30 protein-coding genes are annotated in these 20,277 nt (G+C 62.6%); 26 read left to right on the top strand and 4 right to left on the bottom strand.

The window, feature by feature from the left end; translation table 11 throughout:
* Nucleotides 1–118 precede the first annotated feature (118 nt).
* The 25 genes from tuf (at nt 119) to map (ending at nt 15,079) form a co-directional block, all read left to right on the top strand.
* Nucleotides 119–1,312: an elongation factor Tu gene (tuf, locus tag CXY80_RS06970; protein WP_092451161.1), complete on the top strand. Its 1,194-nt coding sequence runs from the start codon at nt 119–121 to the stop codon at nt 1,310–1,312.
* Nucleotides 1,313–1,509: 197 nt separating this feature from the next.
* Nucleotides 1,510–1,968 (top strand): hypothetical protein, encoded by a 459-nt coding sequence (locus CXY80_RS06965; protein WP_104132056.1) that lies wholly within the window; start codon nt 1,510–1,512, stop codon nt 1,966–1,968.
* 491 nt (nt 1,969–2,459) lie between these two features.
* Nucleotides 2,460–2,768: a 30S ribosomal protein S10 gene (rpsJ, locus tag CXY80_RS06960; RefSeq protein WP_035834607.1), complete on the top strand. Its 309-nt coding sequence runs from the start codon at nt 2,460–2,462 to the stop codon at nt 2,766–2,768.
* A gap of 8 nt (nt 2,769–2,776) precedes the next feature.
* The gene (gene rplC, locus CXY80_RS06955; protein WP_092451157.1) at nt 2,777–3,436 is read left to right on the top strand and encodes a 50S ribosomal protein L3; all 660 of its coding nucleotides are present in this window, start codon (nt 2,777–2,779) and stop codon (nt 3,434–3,436) included.
* Nucleotides 3,437–3,441: 5 nt separating this feature from the next.
* Nucleotides 3,442–4,092: a 50S ribosomal protein L4 gene (gene rplD / locus CXY80_RS06950; protein ID WP_092451155.1), complete on the top strand. Its 651-nt coding sequence runs from the start codon at nt 3,442–3,444 to the stop codon at nt 4,090–4,092.
* A complete protein-coding gene (gene rplW, locus CXY80_RS06945) occupies nt 4,092–4,394 on the top strand; it encodes a 50S ribosomal protein L23 (protein ID WP_092107233.1) in 303 nt (100 codons plus the stop codon). The genes rplD and rplW overlap by 1 nt, the downstream gene beginning before the upstream one ends.
* 22 nt (nt 4,395–4,416) lie before the next feature.
* Nucleotides 4,417–5,256, top strand: a complete 840-nt coding sequence (gene rplB, locus CXY80_RS06940) for a 50S ribosomal protein L2 (protein ID WP_092451153.1) — start codon at nt 4,417–4,419, stop codon at nt 5,254–5,256.
* A gap of 9 nt (nt 5,257–5,265) precedes the next feature.
* Nucleotides 5,266–5,547: a 30S ribosomal protein S19 gene (gene rpsS, locus CXY80_RS06935; protein WP_092107237.1), complete on the top strand. Its 282-nt coding sequence runs from the start codon at nt 5,266–5,268 to the stop codon at nt 5,545–5,547.
* A gap of 26 nt (nt 5,548–5,573) precedes the next feature.
* Nucleotides 5,574–5,939 (top strand): 50S ribosomal protein L22, encoded by a 366-nt coding sequence (gene rplV / locus CXY80_RS06930; RefSeq protein WP_092339439.1) that lies wholly within the window; start codon nt 5,574–5,576, stop codon nt 5,937–5,939.
* Nucleotides 5,939–6,709, top strand: coding sequence for a 30S ribosomal protein S3 (gene rpsC / locus CXY80_RS06925; protein ID WP_092107240.1), 771 nt, complete (start codon nt 5,939–5,941; stop codon nt 6,707–6,709). Before rplV ends, rpsC begins: the two co-directional genes overlap by 1 nt.
* On the top strand, nt 6,709–7,128 hold the full coding sequence (gene rplP / locus CXY80_RS06920) for a 50S ribosomal protein L16 (protein WP_092451151.1): 420 nt from the start codon (nt 6,709–6,711) through the stop codon (nt 7,126–7,128). The genes rpsC and rplP overlap by 1 nt, the downstream gene beginning before the upstream one ends.
* Complete coding sequence (rpmC, locus tag CXY80_RS06915; RefSeq protein ID WP_104132055.1) at nt 7,128–7,472, top strand: 50S ribosomal protein L29; 345 nt, start codon at nt 7,128–7,130, stop codon at nt 7,470–7,472. Before rplP ends, rpmC begins: the two co-directional genes overlap by 1 nt.
* 2 nt (nt 7,473–7,474) lie before the next feature.
* Nucleotides 7,475–7,774, top strand: coding sequence for a 30S ribosomal protein S17 (rpsQ, locus tag CXY80_RS06910; protein ID WP_092451147.1), 300 nt, complete (start codon nt 7,475–7,477; stop codon nt 7,772–7,774).
* Nucleotides 7,775–7,808: 34 nt separating this feature from the next.
* The gene (gene rplN, locus CXY80_RS06905) at nt 7,809–8,177 is read left to right on the top strand and encodes a 50S ribosomal protein L14 (protein ID WP_092451145.1); all 369 of its coding nucleotides are present in this window, start codon (nt 7,809–7,811) and stop codon (nt 8,175–8,177) included.
* Nucleotides 8,178–8,179: 2 nt separating this feature from the next.
* Nucleotides 8,180–8,539: a 50S ribosomal protein L24 gene (gene rplX, locus CXY80_RS06900; RefSeq protein WP_104132054.1), complete on the top strand. Its 360-nt coding sequence runs from the start codon at nt 8,180–8,182 to the stop codon at nt 8,537–8,539.
* Nucleotides 8,539–9,147 carry a 50S ribosomal protein L5 gene (rplE, locus tag CXY80_RS06895; RefSeq protein ID WP_104132053.1) on the top strand — a complete coding sequence of 203 codons (609 nt, stop codon included), beginning with the start codon at nt 8,539–8,541 and terminating at the stop codon, nt 9,145–9,147. Before rplX ends, rplE begins: the two co-directional genes overlap by 1 nt.
* A gap of 187 nt (nt 9,148–9,334) precedes the next feature.
* Nucleotides 9,335–9,733, top strand: coding sequence for a 30S ribosomal protein S8 (gene rpsH / locus CXY80_RS06890; RefSeq protein WP_092107248.1), 399 nt, complete (start codon nt 9,335–9,337; stop codon nt 9,731–9,733).
* A gap of 6 nt (nt 9,734–9,739) precedes the next feature.
* Nucleotides 9,740–10,276: a 50S ribosomal protein L6 gene (rplF, locus tag CXY80_RS06885; protein ID WP_092451139.1), complete on the top strand. Its 537-nt coding sequence runs from the start codon at nt 9,740–9,742 to the stop codon at nt 10,274–10,276.
* A 2-nt stretch (nt 10,277–10,278) separates the two neighbouring features.
* Nucleotides 10,279–10,650, top strand: a complete 372-nt coding sequence (gene rplR / locus CXY80_RS06880) for a 50S ribosomal protein L18 (protein WP_092107252.1) — start codon at nt 10,279–10,281, stop codon at nt 10,648–10,650.
* Nucleotides 10,647–11,360, top strand: coding sequence for a 30S ribosomal protein S5 (gene rpsE / locus CXY80_RS06875; RefSeq protein ID WP_369828649.1), 714 nt, complete (start codon nt 10,647–10,649; stop codon nt 11,358–11,360). The genes rplR and rpsE overlap by 4 nt, the downstream gene beginning before the upstream one ends.
* Nucleotides 11,360–11,542 carry a 50S ribosomal protein L30 gene (gene rpmD, locus CXY80_RS06870; RefSeq protein ID WP_066597599.1) on the top strand — a complete coding sequence of 61 codons (183 nt, stop codon included), beginning with the start codon at nt 11,360–11,362 and terminating at the stop codon, nt 11,540–11,542. The genes rpsE and rpmD overlap by 1 nt, the downstream gene beginning before the upstream one ends.
* A complete protein-coding gene (gene rplO, locus CXY80_RS06865) occupies nt 11,542–12,102 on the top strand; it encodes a 50S ribosomal protein L15 (protein WP_092451137.1) in 561 nt (186 codons plus the stop codon). The genes rpmD and rplO overlap by 1 nt, the downstream gene beginning before the upstream one ends.
* A gap of 128 nt (nt 12,103–12,230) precedes the next feature.
* Nucleotides 12,231–13,553: a preprotein translocase subunit SecY gene (gene secY / locus CXY80_RS06860; protein WP_092451135.1), complete on the top strand. Its 1,323-nt coding sequence runs from the start codon at nt 12,231–12,233 to the stop codon at nt 13,551–13,553.
* Nucleotides 13,550–14,146: an adenylate kinase gene (locus CXY80_RS06855; RefSeq protein ID WP_092451133.1), complete on the top strand. Its 597-nt coding sequence runs from the start codon at nt 13,550–13,552 to the stop codon at nt 14,144–14,146. Before secY ends, CXY80_RS06855 begins: the two co-directional genes overlap by 4 nt.
* A 102-nt stretch (nt 14,147–14,248) precedes the next feature.
* Nucleotides 14,249–15,079, top strand: a complete 831-nt coding sequence (gene map, locus CXY80_RS06850) for a type I methionyl aminopeptidase (protein ID WP_233195092.1) — start codon at nt 14,249–14,251, stop codon at nt 15,077–15,079.
* Nucleotides 15,080–15,134: 55 nt separating this feature from the next.
* On the opposite strand, the gene CXY80_RS06845 is transcribed toward map, so the two are convergent.
* The 4 genes from CXY80_RS06845 to CXY80_RS06830 form a co-directional block, all read right to left on the bottom strand.
* Nucleotides 15,135–16,082, bottom strand: coding sequence for an NUDIX domain-containing protein (locus CXY80_RS06845; protein WP_104132052.1), 948 nt, complete (start codon nt 16,080–16,082; stop codon nt 15,135–15,137).
* Complete coding sequence (locus CXY80_RS06840; RefSeq protein ID WP_104132051.1) at nt 16,082–18,256, bottom strand: RNA degradosome polyphosphate kinase; 2,175 nt, start codon at nt 18,254–18,256, stop codon at nt 16,082–16,084. Before CXY80_RS06840 ends, CXY80_RS06845 begins: the two co-directional genes overlap by 1 nt.
* 151 nt (nt 18,257–18,407) lie before the next feature.
* On the bottom strand, nt 18,408–19,283 hold the full coding sequence (gene mshD / locus CXY80_RS06835) for a mycothiol synthase (protein WP_158251590.1): 876 nt from the start codon (nt 19,281–19,283) through the stop codon (nt 18,408–18,410).
* Nucleotides 19,252–19,944: a response regulator transcription factor gene (locus CXY80_RS06830; protein WP_092451197.1), complete on the bottom strand. Its 693-nt coding sequence runs from the start codon at nt 19,942–19,944 to the stop codon at nt 19,252–19,254. The genes mshD and CXY80_RS06830 overlap by 32 nt, the downstream gene beginning before the upstream one ends.
* 72 nt (nt 19,945–20,016) lie before the next feature.
* Between CXY80_RS06830 and CXY80_RS06825 the strand changes: the two genes are divergently transcribed.
* Complete coding sequence (locus CXY80_RS06825) at nt 20,017–20,271, top strand: hypothetical protein (RefSeq protein ID WP_092451125.1); 255 nt, start codon at nt 20,017–20,019, stop codon at nt 20,269–20,271.
* The last annotated feature ends 6 nt before the right edge of the window (nt 20,272–20,277 follow it).

The raw sequence follows: 20,277 nt of genomic DNA, 5'->3' as shown, positions 1-20,277 counted from the left end.
TCGGGCCGAATCGCTTCGGCCACCTGGCCCGAGTAACATAAGTAGACACATCCAGCGCATACCGGCCGCTCATAACGGCGGCCGTGAATTTGCACGCGAGTCCTGAGGAGGACCCACAGTGGCCAAGGCCAAGTTCGAGCGGACAAAGCCGCACGTAAACATCGGAACGATCGGTCACGTTGACCACGGAAAGACCACGCTGACTGCAGCGATCTCCAAGGTTCTTGCCGATAAGTTCCCGTCCAAGATCAACGTTCAGCGCGACTTCGCGTCGATTGACTCGGCTCCGGAAGAACGCCAGCGCGGCATCACGATCAACATTTCGCATGTTGAGTACGAGACCGACAAGCGTCACTATGCTCACGTCGATGCTCCCGGCCACGCTGACTACATCAAGAACATGATCACCGGTGCTGCTCAGATGGACGGCGCAATCCTCGTGGTTGCCGCTACTGACGGCCCGATGGCTCAGACCCGTGAGCACGTTCTTCTCGCCAAGCAGGTCGGCGTGCCGACCCTCATGGTCGCGCTGAACAAGGCCGACATGGTTGACGACGAAGAGATCATGGAGCTCGTTGAGCTCGAAGTTCGTGAACTTCTCTCCAGCCAGGGTTTCGATGGCGACAACGCCCCCGTTATCCAGGTCTCCGCACTCAAGGCGCTTGAGGGCGACGAGAAGTGGACCGCCAACATCCTTGAGCTCATGAAGGCCGTTGACGAGTACATCCCGGACCCGATCCGCGACAAGGACAAGCCGTTCTTGATGCCGATCGAGGACGTCTTCACGATCACCGGCCGTGGCACCGTTGTTACGGGCCGCGCCGAGCGTGGAACCCTCAAGATCAACTCTGAGGTCGAGATCGTCGGCATCCGCCCGACGCAGAAGACCACGGTTACCGGTATTGAGATGTTCCACAAGCAGCTCGACGAGGCGTGGGCCGGCGAGAACTGTGGACTTCTTCTTCGTGGCACCAAGCGCGAAGACGTTGAGCGCGGCCAGGTCGTCGTCAAGCCGGGTTCGGTTACGCCGCACACCGACTTCGAGGGCACCGCGTACATCCTCAGCAAGAACGAGGGTGGGCGTCACAACCCGTTCTACGCGAACTACCGCCCGCAGTTCTACTTCCGCACCACGGACGTCACCGGCGTCATCACGCTGCCCGAGGGCACCGAGATGGTTATGCCTGGCGACACCACCGACCTGACTGTCGCGCTGATTCAGCCGATCGCCATGGAAGAGGGCCTCGGCTTCGCTATCCGTGAAGGTGGCCGCACCGTCGGCGCCGGCACGGTGACCAAGATCATCAAGTAGTCTTTTTCACCTACTGATCTCCTAAAAAGGGTCGGGCCTTCGGGCCCGGCCCCTTTTTTGTACGCACGCGGCTGTCGGCACTTTGCAGACGGATGCCTCGGCCCCGCTCGTCGCGAGGGTGCCAGGGTCTGGGTTCCGGCGAATGGCGTTGCCCCCGGTTCCCTGCAGGATCCTCAGTTTTCGGTTATGGTCTGCCCATGCAGATATCTAAGCTCGAAGTGCGCATCCTGATGGCGATCGCGATCCTGGTGGTCGGCATCCTCGCCGTGGTGATCGTGCCGCGACTGGTCGGGTCCGCCCCCGCTGCCCAATCGGCCGTTGGGCCGGGAGCGTCCGCCCCGGCGCCGAGCACGATCCCTACCCCGACGCTTGCGCCGACACCCATTTCCTCGCCGACTGCGAAGACGGAACAGCAGATCCTCGACGACATTGTGGCGAGCACGGTCAGCGTCTACAGCATGTTGGTCTGCAACAGTCTCGACGAGTACGCCGCCCTGTCGATCCCCGAAATCATCACCAAGGTGCTGGCCGAATACCCGACATCGGGCCTCTCCGACCAGTCGCGTCAAATCATGGCCGAGCGAGTGCTGACCGAGTCCGCCGCCAAGAGCTGCACCGACCAGAGCCCGCGCGTCGCCGCCGGCATTCAGGGCTAGCCCCGCACAGCGCAGCAGAGTGTAGGACCGCGGCCGGCCGCGGGCCTACGTCTGCGAATCGCCCGACAAGAACGAGCCGACGAGACGCGTGCGACACGCCCGGGTTGCATGAAGTGGTAACTGTGTGGCAGACTCTTCTAGTTCAACACTTTCGGCGTGCGCTACGCGTCGCCGGAATCACTGCCAGGCAGTGCATAGTCGCGTCACCCTCTACGAAGAACACTTGTCGCAAGAGCAACGATCGCAGGCTAGGCCGCAGGGAGCAGAGCGCAGCATAAATCAACGATCTGGTCGGCGTGGGTAAAACCGTGTCGTCCCCCAGGTTCTGCTCTGGGAGTCGGCGTTGATGATGAGCGTCGTTTATTCGTACGTGAATCAAATTGACATTTGAACAGTGGTGCTTTCAGCAGCAGTGCTACTACGGCGTCCAATGCAACCTCGGCAAACAGTGCCGTTGTCTGTAAGACGCCTCGACAGAGAGAGAGTTCGACATGGCGGGACAGAAGATCCGCATTCGACTTAAGTCGTATGACCACGAGGTCATCGACATTTCGGCGCGCAAGATCGTCGACACAGTGACCCGTGCGGGCGCTACAGTCGTCGGCCCGGTGCCGCTTCCGACCGAGAAGAACGTGGTGTGTGTCATCCGTTCTCCTCACAAGTACAAGGACAGCCGGGAGCACTTTGAAATGCGCACCCACAAGCGTCTGATCGACATCATCGACCCGACCCCGAAGGCTGTTGACTCGCTCATGCGCCTCGACCTTCCGGCCGACGTCAACATCGAGATCAAGCTCTAGGGCCCGCGATGTCTTACGCAGATACCAAAACCACCAAGGGTCTCCTTGGCAAGAAGCTCGGCATGACCCAGGTGTGGGACGAGAACAACAAACTTGTTCCCGTTACCGTCATCGAAATCGCGCCGAACGTTGTCACGCAGGTTCGTACCAAGGCCGTCGACGGCTACAACGGCGTTCAGATCGCCGCTGGCCCCATCGACCCGCGCAAGGTCAACAAGCCCCTTGCCGGTCACTTCGACAAGGCCGGCGTCACGCCGCGTCGCCACATCACCGAGCTCCGCACCGCGGATGCCGCTGACTACAACCTCGGCCAGGAGCTCACCGTTGACGGTGTTTTCGCTGCCGGCACCAAGGTTGACGTCATGGGCACCAGCAAGGGTAAGGGCTTCGCCGGTGTTATGAAGCGTCACAACTTCAAGGGTGTTTCCTCTTCACACGGTTCGCACCGTAACCACCGCAAGCCCGGTTCCATCGGTGCTTCTTCGACCCCGAGCCGTGTCTTCAAGGGCATGCGCATGGCTGGTCGTATGGGTGGCGAGCGCGTAACCGTGCTGAACCTCAAGGTGCACGCTATTGACGCCGATAAGGGCCTCATGCTCGTCAAGGGTGCCGTTCCCGGTGCTCGTGGCCGCCTCGTATTCGTTCGCAACGCAGTGAAGGGAGCGTAGTCCTTATGGCTACAGCACTCGACATCATTGACGCCAAGGGCAAGAAGGCAGGCTCTGCCGAGCTTCCCGACGAGCTCTTCGACGTTCCCGCCAACATTCCTCTCATCCACCAGGTCGTTGTTGCGCAGCTTGCTGCCGCACGCCAGGGAACGAGCAAGGTCAAGCGCCGTGGAGAAGTTTCCGGTGCCGGCCGCAAGCCGTTCAAGCAGAAAGGAACCGGTCGCGCTCGTCAGGGCTCGATCCGCGCTCCTCAGATGACCGGTGGTGGAATCGTCCACGGACCGACCCCGCGCAGCTACGACCAGCGCACCCCGAAAAAGATGATTGCCGCAGCCCTCAAGGGCGCACTGAGCGACCGCGCCCGCGGTGGCCGCCTGCACATCGTCGAGGCACTGTTCACGGCTGAGACCCCCAACACGAAGATTGCCCTGGAGCTGCTCTCGCAGATTGCCACGAGCAAGCACGTGCTGGTTGTTCTTGAGCGTACCGACGAGATCACGTTGCGCAGCATTCGCAACATCCCGACGGTGCACATCCTCTCGTGGGACCAGCTCAACGCCTACGACGTGCTCGTCAGCGACGACATTGTCTTCACCACCGCCGCGTTCAACGCGTTTGTGGAGAGCAAGACCAAGAAGGAAGAGGTGGCCGCATAATGACTATCGCGACCAACAAGGACCCCCGCGACATCATCATCTCTCCGGTTGTCTCTGAGAAGAGCTACGGCCTGATTGACGAGGGTAAGTACACCTTCATCGTTGACCCCCGCTCGAACAAGACGGAGATCAAGCTCGCGATCGAAAAGATCTTCAAGGTGCAGGTCGCTTCGATCAACACCCTGAACCGCGTGGGCAAGACTCGCCGCACCAAGTTCGGCATGGGCAAGCGCAAGGACACCAAGCGTGCCATTGTCACGCTCAAGTCTGGCTCCATCGACATCTTCACGGCCGTCGGCTAAGCGACAGGCAGAGGGATAACTAATGGCTATTCGTAAGTACAAGCCCACGACCCCGGGTCGACGCGGTTCATCCGTTGCCGACTTCGCGGAAATCACGCGTTCCACCCCGGAGAAGTCGCTTCTGCGTCCCCTCTCCAAGACCGGTGGACGTAACAACCAGGGCCGCATCACGACCCGTCACATCGGTGGTGGCCACAAGCGCCAGTACCGCGTGATCGACTTCAAGCGCAACGACAAGGACGGCGTCAACGCCCGCGTCGCTGAAATTGAATACGACCCGAACCGCACGGCGCGCATCGCGCTCCTGCACTTCATCGACGGCACGAAGCGTTACATCATCGCGCCGAACAAGCTCAGCCAGGGCGACATCATCGAGTCGGGAGCCGGGGCTGACATCAAGCCCGGCAATAACCTGCCGTTGAAGAACATCCCCACCGGTACCATCATTCACGCGATCGAGCTGCGTCCGGGTGGCGGCGCCAAGATGGCCCGTTCCGCCGGAGCATCCGTTCGTCTGGTCGCGAAGGAGGGCGTTTACGCCCAGCTTCGTCTGCCGTCTGGTGAAATCCGCAACGTGGATGCTCGCTGCCGCGCGACGATCGGCGAGGTCGGTAACGCCGAGCAGTCGAACATCAACTGGGGCAAGGCCGGACGTATGCGCTGGAAAGGCGTTCGCCCGACCGTTCGTGGTGTTGCCATGAACCCGGTCGATCACCCGCACGGTGGTGGTGAGGGTAAGACGTCCGGTGGACGTCACCCCGTCAGCCCCTGGGGCCAGAAGGAAGGGCGCACCCGCCACCCGAATAAGGAAAGCGACAAGCTCATTGTTCGTCGCCGCACCGTCGGCAAGAAGCGTAAGTAGGAGTAGACGATGCCAAGAAGTCTTAAGAAAGGCCCTTTCGTTGACGACCACCTGCTTCGCAAGGTGTTCGCGGCGAACGAAGCCAAGAGCAAGAACGTAATCAAGACCTGGTCGCGCCGCTCGATGATCATCCCCGACATGCTCGGACACACCATCGCAGTGCACGACGGACGCAAGCACATCCCGGTGTTCGTCACCGAGAGCATGGTCGGCCACAAGCTCGGCGAGTTTGCGCCCACCCGCACCTTCCGTGGACACGTGAAGGACGACAAGAAGGGCCGTCGCCGCTAGCGCGGGGACGTGAAGGAGGAGAAGAAATGGTGGAGTCGATCGCACGCGTGCGTCACATCCGCGTTACCCCCCAGAAGGCTCGTCGCGTCGTTGACATGATCCGCGGCAAGCAGGCGCATGAAGCGCTGGGAATTCTGAAGTTTGCGCCCCAGGGCGCATCCGATCCGGTGTACAAGCTGGTGGCCTCGGCCATCGCCAACGCCCGGGTCAAGGCAGATGCAGCCAACACGTATCTGGACGAGCAGGACCTGTTCATCAGCCGGGCATTCGTTGACGAGGGTACGACCCTCAAGCGTTTCCAGGCTCGTGCCCAGGGTCGCGCATTCGAAATCAAGAAGCGCACCAGCCACATCACGGTTGTGCTCACCACTCCTGAGGAGGGTACGAAGTAATGGGTCAGAAAGTAAACCCCTATGGCTTCCGTCTGGGAATCACCACCGATCACGTATCGCGTTGGTTCTCTGACTCGACCAAGCCGGGTCAGCGTTACGCTGACTTTGTCGCAGAAGACGTCAAGATCCGTCGCCTGCTGAGCACCAGCCTCGACCGTGCCGGCGTCAGCCGCATCGAAATCGAGCGCACTCGTGACCGCGTTCGCGTTGACATCCACACTGCCCGTCCGGGCATTGTGATTGGTCGCCGCGGCGCGGAGGCCGAGCGCATCCGCTCTGACCTGGAGAAGCTCACCGCCAAGCAGATTCAGCTGAACATCCTCGAGGTCAAGAACCCCGAGCAGGATGCCCAGCTGGTCGCGCAGGGTATTGCCGAGCAGCTCAGCGCACGTGTGGCCTTCCGCCGCGCGATGCGTAAGGGCCTGCAGGGCGCACAGCGCGCCGGCGCCAAGGGTGTTCGTATCCAGGTGTCCGGTCGTCTGGGTGGCGCCGAGATGAGCCGCAGCGAGTTCTACCGCGAAGGCCGGGTGCCCCTGCACACGCTTCGCGCGAACATCGACTACGGCTTCTACGAAGCCAAGACCACCTTCGGCCGCATCGGCGTGAAGGTCTGGATCTACAAGGGCGACATCACCAACAAGGAACTCGCTCGCGAGCAGGCCAACGCTAAGTCGTCCCGCCCCGAGCGTCGTGACGATCGACCGCGCCGTGCACCTCGTGCAGATGCTCCGGCAGCGGCACCGGTCGCAGCAGGAGTTGAGGCTAAATAATGTTGATTCCACGTAGAGTCAAGCACCGCAAGCAGCACCACCCGGGTCGTACCGGCCACGCTACTGGTGGCACCACGGTCTCCTTCGGTGACTATGGCATCCAGGCGCTGACCCCCGCGTACGTGACCAACCGTCAGATCGAGTCCGCTCGTATCGCTATGACACGTCACATCAAGCGTGGTGGAAAGGTGTGGATCAACATCTACCCCGACCGCCCGCTGACCAAGAAGCCGGCCGAAACCCGCATGGGTTCCGGTAAGGGTTCGGTCGAGTGGTGGGTTGCCAACGTCAAGCCGGGACGCGTTCTCTTCGAGCTCAGTGGTGTCACCGACGCCGTTGCGAAAGAGGCACTTACCCGTGCAATTCACAAGCTGCCCCTCAAGGCACGCATCATCAAGCGCGAGGAGGGCGACGCATAATGGCGATCGGAACCAAGGAGCTCGCCCCAGTCGAGCTCGACACTTTTGACAATGAGAAGCTGTTCGAAGAGCTGAAGAAGGCCAAGGAAGAGCTGTTCAACCTGCGCTTCCAGTCGGCCACCGGTCAGCTCGAGAGCCACGGCCGCCTCCGCGCGGTCAAGCGCGACATCGCTCGCATCTACACGGTTCTCCGTGAGCGCGAGCTGGGCATTCGTGCAACCCCGGTCGCAGCCCCGGCTCCGGCCAAGGCTGAGAAGGCCGACAAGAAAACCAAGAAGGCCAAGGCCGCAGACGAGTCCACGGACGACGCTGCAGCCGAGACCGTCGAGACGAAGGAGGCCTAGTCATGGCGAAGACTGACGAAACGGTCGTCGCAGCCGAGGCAGAAGCTCTCGTTCGCGGTTACCGCAAGACGCTGCGTGGTTACGTGACCAGCGACAAGATGAACAAAACCATCATTGTCGTTGTCGAAGACCGCGTGAAGCACCCGTTGTACGGCAAGGTCATCCGCCGTACATCCAAGCTGAAGGCGCACGATGAGGCGAACTCCGCCGGCATCGGCGACCTGGTCCTGATCAGTGAGACCCGTCCGCTTAGCGCCTCCAAGCGCTGGCGTCTGGTCGAGATTCTTGAGAAGGCCAAGTAAGCCTCGCGCTTACTTGACGTAAAGGAGTTATAAAGTGCTTCAGCAAGAATCACGAGTACGGGTTGCCGACAACAGCGGCGCCAAGGAACTCTTGACCATCCGCGTTCTCGGTGGCTCCGGCCGTCGTTACGCCGGCCTGGGCGACGTCATCGTCGCCACGGTCAAGGATGCAATCCCGGGCGGAAACGTCAAGAAGGGTGACATCGTCAAAGCTGTCATCGTTCGCACCAAGAAGGAAACCCGTCGTCCAGACGGCTCCTACATCAAGTTCGATGAGAACGCTGCAGTGATCTTGAAGGCAGACGGTGACCCCCGCGGCACCCGAATCTTCGGACCGGTCGGTCGCGAGCTTCGCGACAAGAAGTTCATGAAGATCATCTCGCTGGCACCGGAGGTTATTTAATCATGGCCAGAATCAAAAAGGGTGACCTCGTACAGGTCATCAGCGGCCGCAGCCAGGCTCGCGGCGGAGACCGTGGCAAGCAGGGCAAGATCATCTCCGTCGACGTCGAGAAGAACCGTGTCCTCGTTGAGGGCGTCAACTTCGTGACCAAGCACGTTCGCGTCGGACAGACCCAGCGCGGCACCAAGACGGGTGGCATCGAGACCTTCGAAGCCGCCATCCACGTGTCCAACGTTGCCATCGTCGACCCGGAGACCAAGAAGCCGACCCGCGTCGGTTTCCGCCAGGAAGAGGTAACGAAGGACGGCGTCACCAAGACGGTCCGCATTCGTTACGCCAAGAAGTCAGGGAAGGACCTCTAATGACTGACACCGTTACCGGCACCGCCCCTGCGGGCACCGCACCCGTCAAGGCCCTGCCGCGTCTGAAGCAGAAGTACCGCGATGAGATCAGTGCCAAGCTCTCCGAGGAACTCGGCTTCACCAACGTGCACCGTATCCCCACCCTGACGAAGATTGTCGTCAACATGGGTGTCGGAGAAGCAGCACGCGACGGCAAGGTGATGGACGGTGCGGTTTCTGACCTCACCAAGATCACCGGCCAGAAGCCGCAGGTCACCAAGGCTCGCAAGTCCATCGCGCAGTTCAAACTGCGTGAGGGACAGCCCATCGGCGCCCACGTCACCCTTCGTGGCGACCGCATGTGGGAGTTCCTGGACCGGCTGCTCAGCCTGGCCCTTCCTCGCATCCGTGACTTCCGCGGCCTGTCCGACAAGCAGTTCGATGGTGCGGGCAACTACACCTTCGGTCTGACCGAGCAGGTTATGTTCCACGAAATCGACCAGGACCGCATTGACCGCGTTCGCGGTATGGACATCACGGTTGTTACGACCGCGAAGTCCAACGATGAGGGTCGCGCGCTGCTCAAGGCGCTCGGCTTCCCGTTCAAGACGGCCGACGCACAGAAGTAGCGTTTTTCAACTAGAGTTGGGAGCTTGCGCTTGCGAGCTCCCAACTCATGGTTGGCCCCGCCCTGCAGAAATGCCAGGCGCACACAGATTTTCACCCCGGAAGCCGTTCAACCGATCGGTTTCCTCACCACCACAGGTCGTCATTCGCGTAACGGATGATGAAACCAGGCGAGAAAGGCACCACAAAATGACAATGACAGATCCGGTCGCAGACATGCTGACCAGACTGCGCAACGCTAACTCGGCGTACCACGACACAGTGTCGATGCCGCATAGCAAATTGAAAGCGCACATCGCTGACATCCTCAAGGCACAGGGTTATATCTCTGCCTGGACCGTCAAGGATGCAACAGTAGGCAAGACCCTCACGCTGGACCTCAAGTTCGGTCCGAACCGTGAGCGTTCCATCGTCGGCATCAAGCGGGTTTCCAAGCCCGGCCTGCGCGTGTACGCAAAGTCGACTGAGATCCCCACGGTTCTCGGCGGCCTCGGCGTTGCCATCCTGTCCACCTCCAGCGGTCTGCTTACCGACCGCCAGGCTGAGAAGAAGGGCGTAGGCGGAGAAGTTCTCGCCTACGTGTGGTAACTGAGAATGTCACGTATTGGAAGACTCCCCATCCCGATCCCTGCCGGGGTCACGGTTGTGGCTGACGGCCAGGCCGTCTCCGTCAAGGGCCCGAAGGGCGAGCTCGCGCTCGTCGTTTCCAACCCCATCACGGTGTCGATCGAGGACGGTCACGTTCTCGTCACCCGTCCGAACGACGAACGCCAGTCGCGTTCGCTGCACGGTCTGACTCGCACCCTGATCAACAACCAGATCATCGGCGTAACCGTTGGTTACACCAAGGGTCTCGAAATCGTCGGTACCGGTTACCGCGCGGCGCAGAAGGGCACCTCTGTTGAGTTCGCCCTCGGCTTCTCGCACCCGGTCGTCGTCGAGCCGCCCGTCGGCATCGTTCTGACCGTGGAGAGCGTCAACAAGCTCACGGTCAGCGGAATCGACAAGCAGGCCGTCGGCGAGGTTGCCGCCAACATCCGTAAGATTCGCAAGCCAGAGCCATACAAGGGCAAGGGTGTGCGTTACGCCGGCGAGATTGTTCGCCGCAAGGCCGGAAAGAGCGGTAAGTAGCCATGGGACTCGGAACTAGAGGCAAGAGCAAGGCCGCCGCCCGCGGACGTCGACACACCCGTCTTCGCAAGAAGATCGAGGGAACGGCGCTTCGCCCGCGCCTCGTCGTCACGCGCTCGGCTCGCCACGTATTCGTGCAGGTCGTCGACGACAGCAAGGGATTCACCCTTGCGTCGGCATCCACGCTCGAAACGGACTTGCGCACCTTCGATGGTGACAAGACCGCCAAGGCCCGCAAGGTCGGTGAGCTCGTTGCTGAACGTGCGAAAGCCGCCGGCATCGAAGCCGTTGTATTTGACCGTGGTGGCAGCAAGTACGCAGGACGCGTCGCAGCCATCGCTGAAGGAGCTCGAGAGGGTGGATTGAACCTGTGAGCACTGAAAAGATCGAAACCACAGCACCTGTTGCTGCCGAAGCGGTTGCACCGGTTGAAACCGCTGCGTCCACGACCCCGCCGCAGAACGAGCCCCGCGAGGCTCGTCGTGGTGGCCGTGAGCGCAACCCGAACAAGGACCGCGGAAGCCGCGATGCCGACAAGAGCCAGTTCCTGGAGCGCGTCGTCACCATCAACCGCGTGTCGAAGGTCGTCAAGGGTGGTCGTCGCTTCAGCTTCACCGCTCTCGTCGTTGTCGGCGACGGTAACGGACTGGTCGGCGTTGGATACGGTAAGGCCCGCGAGGTCCCGACCGCTATCTCCAAGGGCGTCGAAGAGGCGAAGAAGAACTTCTTCCGCGTTCCTCGCGTTGGCCTGACCATCCCGCACCCCGTACAGGGTGAGGCCGCAGCCGGCGTCGTTCTGCTTCGTCCGGCAGCAGCAGGTACCGGCGTTATCGCCGGTGGCCCGGTGCGCGCCGTACTCGAATGCGCTGGCATCCACGACGTGCTGAGCAAGTCGCTCGGTTCGTCGAACACCATCAACATCGTGCACGCCACGGTCGAGGCACTGCACCAGCTCGAAGAGCCGCGTGCGGTTGCGGCTCGCCGCGGCCTGGCCTATGAAGACGTGGCTCCGGCCCGTTTCCTGCGTGCCGACGCTGCTGCAGCTGCAGCTGCAGCAGCCGCAACCGCGAAGGCAGGTGCCTGATGGCCCAGCTGAAGATCACACAGATCAAGTCCAAAATTAGTGAGAAGCAGAACCAGCGCGACACTCTTCGCAGCTTGGGTCTGCGACGCATTGGCGCCGTTACGATCCGCGAGGACAACTCGCAGAACCGTGGCTACGTCAACACCGTCGCTCACCTCGTAAAGGTCGAGGAGATTGACTAATGGCTGACGAGAAGGAAGCTACCAAGGTAGCCGACAAGCCCGCCGCGAAGAAGGCCGCTGCCCCCAAAAAGGCCGCAGCACCGAAGAAGGCCCCCGTTGCAGCCGAGCCGACTGAGCCCCGCGAGCACGTGCTGAAGGTACACCACCTTCGCCCGGCTCCCGGAGCGAAGAAGGCCCGCATGCGCGTTGGCCGTGGTGAAGGATCCAAGGGTAAAACCGCGGGTCGAGGCACCAAGGGCACGAAAGCGCGTTACAGCGTACGCGTCGGCTTCGAGGGTGGGCAGATGCCTCTGCACATGCGCACCCCGAAACTGCGTGGATTCAAGAACCCGTTCCGCGTCGAGTACCAGGTTGTCAACCTGGAAAAGCTCGAACTGCTCTACCCGAACGGCGGCGATGTCACCATCGCCAGCCTGATCGCCAAGGGTGCGGTTCGTGACAACGAAAAAGTCAAGGTTCTCGGTACCGGTGAGATTACCGTTAAGCTGAACGTGACGGTCGACAAGGTCTCTGCTTCAGCTGAGCAGAAAATTGTTGCCGCGGGCGGAACTGTAAAGTAAACCCGTAGACGCTCCATCGAGCTTGTCGAATCCGTCAATCGAGTTAAATCGTTTGGTGTGATTCGACAAGCTCGATCGTTTTAAGTCGACCCGCGCGGGTCGGTCTGCGTAAATATCTGGAGGCCTTTTTGTTCAGCGCCATTGCGCGGATCTTCCGCACACCCGACCTTCGCAAGAAGATCGGCTTCACCCTGGGCATTATTGCTCTGTTCCGCCTGGGCTCGTTCATCCCGGCCCCGTTCGTGGACTTCGGCAACGTGCAGATGTGTCTGGCAGCCAACCAGGGATCGAGCGGCCTCTACGAGCTCGTCAACCTGTTCAGCGGTGGCGCCCTGCTCCAGCTCAGCGTGTTCGCCCTCGGCATTATGCCGTACATCACGGCCTCGATCATCGTGCAGCTGCTGCGCGTGGTCATCCCCCACTTCGACACCCTCTACAAGGAGGGTGCCTCCGGTCAGAGCACACTGACCCAGTACACCCGGTACCTCACGATCGCCCTCGGCATTCTGCAGTCGACCACGCTGATCACTGTCGCCCGCAGCGGCGCCCTGTTTGGCACATCCGCCAGCACCGAGTGCACGCAACTGATCACCAACGACGCCTGGTACGCCATCATGCTCATGGTCATCACGATGACCGCCGGCACCGGCGTCATCATGTGGATGGGTGAGCTCGTCACCGAACGCGGCGTCGGCAACGGCATGTCGCTCATGATCTTTATCTCGATCGCAGCTTTGTTCCCCGGATCGCTCGGCTCCATCGGGCAGCAGCAGGGCCTCGACACCCTCATCATCGTGCTGATCGTCGGAATTCTGGTGGTCGCCGGTGTGGTCTTCGTCGAGCAATCCCAGCGGCGAATTCCGGTGCAGTACGCCAAACGCATGGTGGGGCGCCGCACCTACGGCGGCAACAACACCTATATTCCGATCAAGGTCAACATGGCCGGCGTGATCCCCGTGATCTTCGCCTCCTCTCTGCTGTACCTGCCCGCCCTGCTTGCGCAGTTCAACCAGCCGGCCGCTGGCACCGAGGCTCCGGCCTGGGTCGTCTGGATCTCCAACAACCTCACCGGTGGGGACCAGCCGCTGTACATGGCCATGTACTTCTTCCTGATCATCGGCTTCACCTACTTCTACGTGGCGATCACGTTCAACCCCGAAGAAGTCGCCGACAATATGAAGAAGTATGGCGGATTCATTCCCGGCATCCGCGCCGGCCGCCCGACCGCCGAGTACCTCGACTTCGTGCTGACCCGCATCACGCTTCCGGGCTCGCTCTACCTGGGCTTTATCGCCTTGATTCCACTCGTAGCATTCTCGGTTATCGGCGCCGACCAGAACTTTCCGTTCGGCGGCGCGAGCATTCTCATCATCGTCGGCGTGGGGCTCGAGACGGTCAAGCAGATCGACTCGCAACTGCAACAGCGACACTATGAGGGGCTTCTTAAATGACGCGCTTACTACTGATCGGCCCGCCCGGCGCTGGCAAAGGCACCCAGGCGGAGCGCTTGGCGCTCGCCTTCGATATTCCCGCCATCTCCACCGGCGACATTTTTCGCTACAACGTGACCAACAACACCCCGCTGGGGATCGAGGTCAAGTCGTTCATGGACGCCGGGGCATACGTTCCCGACACCCTCACCAACGCCATTGTCGCTGACCGGCTCAACGAAGCGGATGCTGCCGACGGCTTTCTGCTTGACGGCTACCCGCGCACGACCGACCAGGTCGCTGAGCTCGACCGTCTGCTAAGTGCAGCGGGTACCCAGCTCGACTTCGTCGTTCTCATCACCGCCGACACTGACGAGGTCGTCGCGCGGCTGCTGAAGCGTGCGGCCGAGCAGGGCCGCGCGGACGATACGGCCGACGTCATCCGTCATCGTCTGGACGTCTACGCGGAGCAGACCGCTCCGCTGATCGATGTGTACAGCGCTCGTGGCCTCGTCGTCACGATCGATGGCCTCGGTGCCGTTGAGGCGGTCACCGACCGCATTCTCGCGGCCCTGGCCGAGGGCGGCCTGCGCCCCGACAGCAGCACGCTCTAATACCCGTTTGGGGCCGGGCCTGACTCGGCCCATCATCATCTGCACCACCACGTAAATAAGAAAAGATCGCTCCCCTTCTCGGAGCTAGTTTGTAGGAAATCAGTGAGTTTTCGTCGTTCCATCTACAAGAACCCCGCCCAGCTGCGCCTCATGGTCGCGCCGGGCCTGGCCACCGCGGCATCGCTCGCGGCCGCCCGCGCGGCCATGGTGATCGGGGCCACAACCCTCGAACTCGACGCTGCGGCCGAGGCCGCCATCGTCGCGCTCGGCGGCAAGCCGAACTTCAAGCTCGAAGCCGGATATCACCACACTGTGTGCGCCTCAGTGAACGACGACGTCGTGCACGGCATCCCCTCCGGGCGACGCCTCGCGGCCGGTGACATCGTCTCGATCGACAGCGGAGCCATTATCGAGGGCTGGAACGGCGACGCCGCGTTCAGCTTCGTGCTGCCGGACGCGTCGCGGCCCGAGGTCGTGGCCGAGCGTCAGAAGCTGTCCGATGTCACCGAGCAGTCCCTGTGGCACGGCATCGCCCGGCTGCACACCGCACGCCACCTGAACGAGGTCGGCGAAGCCATCGAAGATTACGTGGAGTCGCAGGGCAGCTACGGCATCCTGACCGACTATGTCGGCCACGGCATCGGCCGTTCGATGCACGAGGCTCCGCCCGTGTTCAACTACCGCGTACGCCCCAAGGGTCCGGATGTGAAGCCGGGCCTCGTCGTCGCGATCGAGCCGATGGTCGTGCTCGGATCGATCGATACCTACACCCGGGACGACGACTGGACCGTCGCCACCAGCGACGGCAAGGCAGCAGCGCACTGGGAACACAGCATTGCCGTGCACAAGGACGGCATCTGGGTGCTCACCGCCGAAGACGGCGGCGTAGCCGGCCTCGCCCAGTTCGGCATCACCCCGGTCCCGATCCCGTAGCGCCGCTTCGCGAGACCGCCGTCGACCAAAGCGAGCGCCCCCCGCGAAAAGCGGGTCAGGCGGTCGCGCGGAACGTCTCGATGGCCAGGATGCCCGCGGCCGGGTTCTCCGACGACAGGTGCACGATCGAGAACCCGCCGGTGTCGAGGTCTGCGGCGTCGAACAGCGCCGTGGTCGGCTGACTCCCGGTAGCAAACGCGATTTCCCGCATGATCTCAGGCAGCACCGGACCGTGGCTGCACAAAACAGCGGTTTTGCGGGAGCGTACGCGCTTGCCGACGATGGAGCGAACATCCGCTTCACCGCTTTCGAGCGCGTCCTGGCAGATCAGATCCGTCTGCTTGATCGGGATGCCCGTAGCGGCGGCGAGCGGAGCCACCGTCGTGACGCACCGCACGGCCGTGCTCGAGATAATGCGCAGCGGGCGCCAGGCCGTGATCGTGGCCACGAGGTCCGTTGCCTGCGTGACCCCGCGTGCCGTCAGCGGACGACGCGCATCGGGGCCGGCGCCGGTGCGCGGCGCGGCCTTGCCATGGCGCAGCGCGATCAGCGCGAACGTGCGGGTGACGCCGGACTCGACGAGGGCGGAGAACGTCTCGAGAATCTCGACATCGGCCGGGTAGCTCAGGTAGCTGCGGGCCTTTTTGATGGTCACCCACTCGATCGCGGCGACCTCACCGTTGGGAACGAAGGTTGACCGCGCGATCGCGTCCGGCGTGATTTCGGCGGCCCAGTAGTGCACAATCTTGGTGCGGCCGTCGGGCATGTCGTAGTGCGACACCCCGAGCGGAACCCCGAGCGCCACGTCCAGCCCGGTCTCTTCCGCGACCTCGCGGACCGCGGTGCGGGGCAGCGACTCGCCAGGATCCACCTTGCCCTTGGGGATGGTGACATCGCCGTGCACGGTGCGGTGAATGAGCAGCACGTGCATGCGGCCGTCGATCAGGCGCCAGCAGACGGCTCCGGCGGCGTACACGTTCGGGTCGGTGGTCTTGACCGCCATCAGCGCCGCGCCGGCGGTCGTTTGCGGGCACTGATCTGCTGCATCAACCGGTTCTGCATGTCGCTGAGGTGCACGCCGTTCTCGTCGACGTCGTGGCGGGTCCAGTGACCGGTGTCATCGAGCCACCAACTGGAGGTTCGATCGTCCATGGCCCGTTCGAACAGCGCCTCGATCTCGAGCAGATGTTCCGGGTCGACCAGTCGCACGAGCGCCTCCACCCGGCGGTCGAGGTTGCGGTGCATCATGTCGGCGCTGCCGATGAACACCTGCGTGTCCCCGAGGTTGTGAAAGGAGAAGATGCGCGAGTGCTCGAGGTACCGGCCGAGAATCGACCGCACCCGAATGTTCTCGCTCATGCCGGGAACGCCCGGCTTGAGGCTGCAAATGCCGCGCACCCAGACGTCGACGTGCACGCCGGCCTGGCTGGCCCGGTACAGCGCGTCGATGATGTCCTCGTCGACCATCGAGTTGACCTTGATGCGGATGCCGCTGGTCGCCCCCGAGAGGGCGTTGTCGGTTTCCGCCTGGATCTGCTTGAGCAGGGCCTTGCGCAAATGCAGGGGAGCCACGAGCAGTCGCTTGAACTTCTTCTCGATGGCGTAACCCGACAACTCGTTGAACAGGCGGGTGAGGTCCTTGCCGACCTGGGCATCCGCTGTCAGCAAGCCGAGGTCTTCGTAGATGCGGCTGGTCTTCGGGTTGTAGTTTCCGGTGCCGATGTGGCTGTAGTGCCGCAAAACGCCCTTCTCGTAGCGCACCACGAGGGCGAGCTTGCAGTGCGTCTTGAGGCCGACCAGTCCGTAGACGACGTGCACGCCGGCCTTTTCGAGCTTGCGTGCCCAGGTGATGTTGGCCTGCTCGTCGAACCGTGCCTTGATCTCGACCAGGGCGAGCACCTGCTTGCCGCTGTCGGCGGCGGCGATGAGCGCCTCGACGATGGGGCTGTCTCCGCTTGTGCGGTACAGCGTCTGTTTAATGGCGAGCACGTTCGGGTCGGCCGCGGCCTGCTCCAGAAATGCCTGCACGCTCGTGGCGAATGACTCGTAGGGGTGGTGCAGCAGCACGTCGCGCCGTGCGACCGCCGTAAAGATGTCCTGCTCGGCGTTCGGCTCGCTCGGCAGCAGCTGCGCGGCCGTGGTCGGTACGTGCTTGGCGAAGTGCAGGTCGGGGCGGTCGATGCGCAGGTCGAACAGTCCGCCGAGGTCGAGCGGCGCCGGCAGGTGGTAGACCTCCTGCTCGGTCACGTCGAGTTCGCGCACGAGCAGCCCGAGGGTGACCTCGTCCATGTCCTCGGTGATCTCCAGTCGAATGGGCGGGCCGAACCGGCGCCGCAGCAGCTCCTTCTCGAGAGCTTTGATCAGGTTCTCGGTTTCGTCCTCGTCGATTTCGACGTCTTCGTTACGGGTGACCCGAAACACGTGGTGTTCCAGAATTTCCATGCCCGGAAACAGGTCGCCGAGCTGGTTGGCGATGAGGTCTTCGAGCGCGATATAGCGGATGCGATCAACCGACTCGGTGCGGTCGACCCGCACGAAGCGCGGCAGCATCGGTGGCACCTTGAGCCGGGCGAACTCTTGCTTGCCCGTTTTGGTGTTGCGCACCCGCACGGCCAGGTTGAGGGAGAGGCCGGAGATATAGGGGAACGGATGCGCGGGGTCGACGGCCAGGGGCATCAGCACCGGAAATATCTGGTTGGAGAAGTAGGTGCGCAGCGAGCGACGGTCGGCGTCGCCGAGGCTCTGCCAGTCGACGACGTCGACGCCGGCCGTGGCGAGGGCGGGCCGCACGAGGTTCTGAAAAGCGAGGGCGTGGCGATCCTGCAGGGCGTGGGCGGCCGCCGAGATGTCGCTCAGTACGTCCTGCGGGGCCCGGCCGACGTTCGTCGGAACGGCCAGACCGGTGAGGATGCGGCGCTTCAGGCCGGCGACGCGCACCATGAAGAATTCGTCGAGGTTACTGGCGAAGATGGCGAGAAAGTTGGTGCGTTCCAGCACCGGAAGGGACTCGTCCTCGGCCAGTTCGAGCACGCGCTGGTTGAAGGCGAGCCAGCTCAGCTCGCGGTCGAGGTAACGGTCGTCGGGCAGCGCCGGATCGAGTTTTGAGAAGAGTGGGTCGAAGTCGTCATCGAAGTCCGTTCCGAGACCCGAGTCCGCTTGAGTGATTTCGCCGTCCATCTGTCCATCCTGACACCCTTGGTCACGCCACCGCGACGAACCGGGTGAACGTCTGACGAAATATTCTCTGAGCCGTTGACTTTTCGGCGCGTCGCCCGGATTAACTCGCCGGTGTTACCCTGCGAGTCGGCTCCGACCGGATGAAATGGCCTCAGCCGGCGAGGCGGCGGTACTGCACGTCGACCGTGTGGTCGGTGAAACCGAGCGACCGATACAGGTGCACGGCGCCGGCGCTGTCGGCCTCCACGTAGAGGGCGGCTGTACTGCAGCCGGCAGCGTGCAAGCGCTGAAGCCCCGCCTGCATGAGCGCGCGGCCGAAGCCGTGACCGGCGGCATCCGGATACACCCCGATCACATAGATCTCGCCGATCGCCCCGTCAATTTTCAGCCAGTTGTAGCCGATCATGCGACCCTCAACGTCCCGCAGAATCAGAAAGTCGTCGCTGCTGAACCACGACTCGGCCTGTCGCGCTGCCAGGTCGGCCTCGGTAATAGCGCCCTGTTCCGGGTGCGTCGCAAACACGAGCGCGTTCAGGTCAACCCACTCCGCATCGTCCAGGCCTGGCCGAAATGCCGAAATGCCTGCGCCATCCAGGGAAACGGATGCCGACTCCATGGTGTCCGCCAATGTCTTGCGCAATTCCAAAAGGGTTCGCACCGCAACGAAGTTCAGCTCGACCGCCAGGGCGCGCGCGCCGGGGTGGTCGCCGTGCGACCACGCGGTCACTTCGCCGGGCTCGAGCGCGCCGAGTTCGCCCCATGCCGCCCGTCCGTACCCGCGTCGGCGACACTCCGGCGTAATAACCAGGTCGATTTCGCCGCGCCCAGCCAGCGCCGCCCCCACCAGAAGGTCGTTCGATCGCACCAAATAGGCGGTCCGCAGGCCGCTGTGCAGGTCGAACAGCCCCTGCTCGTTGAAGGGCGCGTAGCCGTCGAAGGCGAGCGCCTCCGCGGCGATGCGGTGGAATTCGGTCAGCCCGGCGGCATCCGTTTTACTAAGCGCGGAGAGAATTGGGAACTCGCTCATCGTTTTCCTCGTGCACATTGAACCGGTAGCCGACGTTGCGTACGGTGCCGATAAGCGATTCCTGGTCGCCCAGCTTGGCGCGCAGGCGCCGCACGTGCACGTCGACCGTGCGAGTGCCGCCGAAATAGTCGTAGCCCCAAACCTCGCTCAAGAGCTGTTCACGGGTGAACACCCGTGACGGATGCGCGGCCAGGAACCGCAGCAGTTCGAACTCCTTATAGGTGAGGTCGAGCGGTTTTCCGTGCACCTTGGCCGAGTAGCTCGCCTCGTCGATCACGACTCCGGCCGCGCGGATCGTGTTCGAGGGCACCGTCTGGGCGAGCCGGCCGATGCTCAGGCGGATACGGGCATCCACTTCGGCTGGGCCGGCCGTGTCGAGAATGACATCGTCGACGCCCCAGTCCGGACTGACCGCGGCCAGTCCGCCCTCGGTGATGACGAGAAGCAGGGGAGTAATGGTGCCCATCGTGCGCAGAATCTGGCAGAGCGACTTGGCCGCGGCAAGGTTGCTGCGGGCATCCACCAAAATCAGATCAGAATCCGGGGCGTGAAGGAGCTGATCCGCTTGGGCGGGAATCAGTTTCGCACTGTGTGACAGCAACGCCAGGGCGGGGAGTACGTCATTGTTGGCCGCCGAGGTCAGGATCAACAACTGCGCCACGGGCGCCCTCCAAGTGTCTCGAATTTCATACTAGCGTGCCACGGGATGCGACCGTTCAGGCACAATAGAGACGTGAGCTGGCACTGGAGAACGATCGCGACCGTGTGGTTACTGGCGATTGTGGGGGCCATTCTCACCGGATTGCTCGCCACGCCGGCGTCGGCGCTCGGCTGGTTCGGGCTCACCCTGGCCGGCTGCACGCTCGTCACGCTCGGACTGCAGATCGCCACCGGAACCAAAGAAGGTTACGTGAAACGGGTCACGCTGAGCATCGCCGGCGCCCTCGTGATCCTCGTCGCGGCGACGATTGTGGTCGCTCTGCTCTGAGCTCCC

The organism is Cryobacterium sp. M91 (assembly GCF_002929615.1).
GTDB classification, from domain to species: Bacteria; Actinomycetota; Actinomycetes; order Actinomycetales; family Microbacteriaceae; genus Cryobacterium; species Cryobacterium levicorallinum.
The sequence above is the reverse complement of the archived record's forward strand: the minus strand, read 5'-3'. Positions and strand labels throughout refer to the sequence as shown.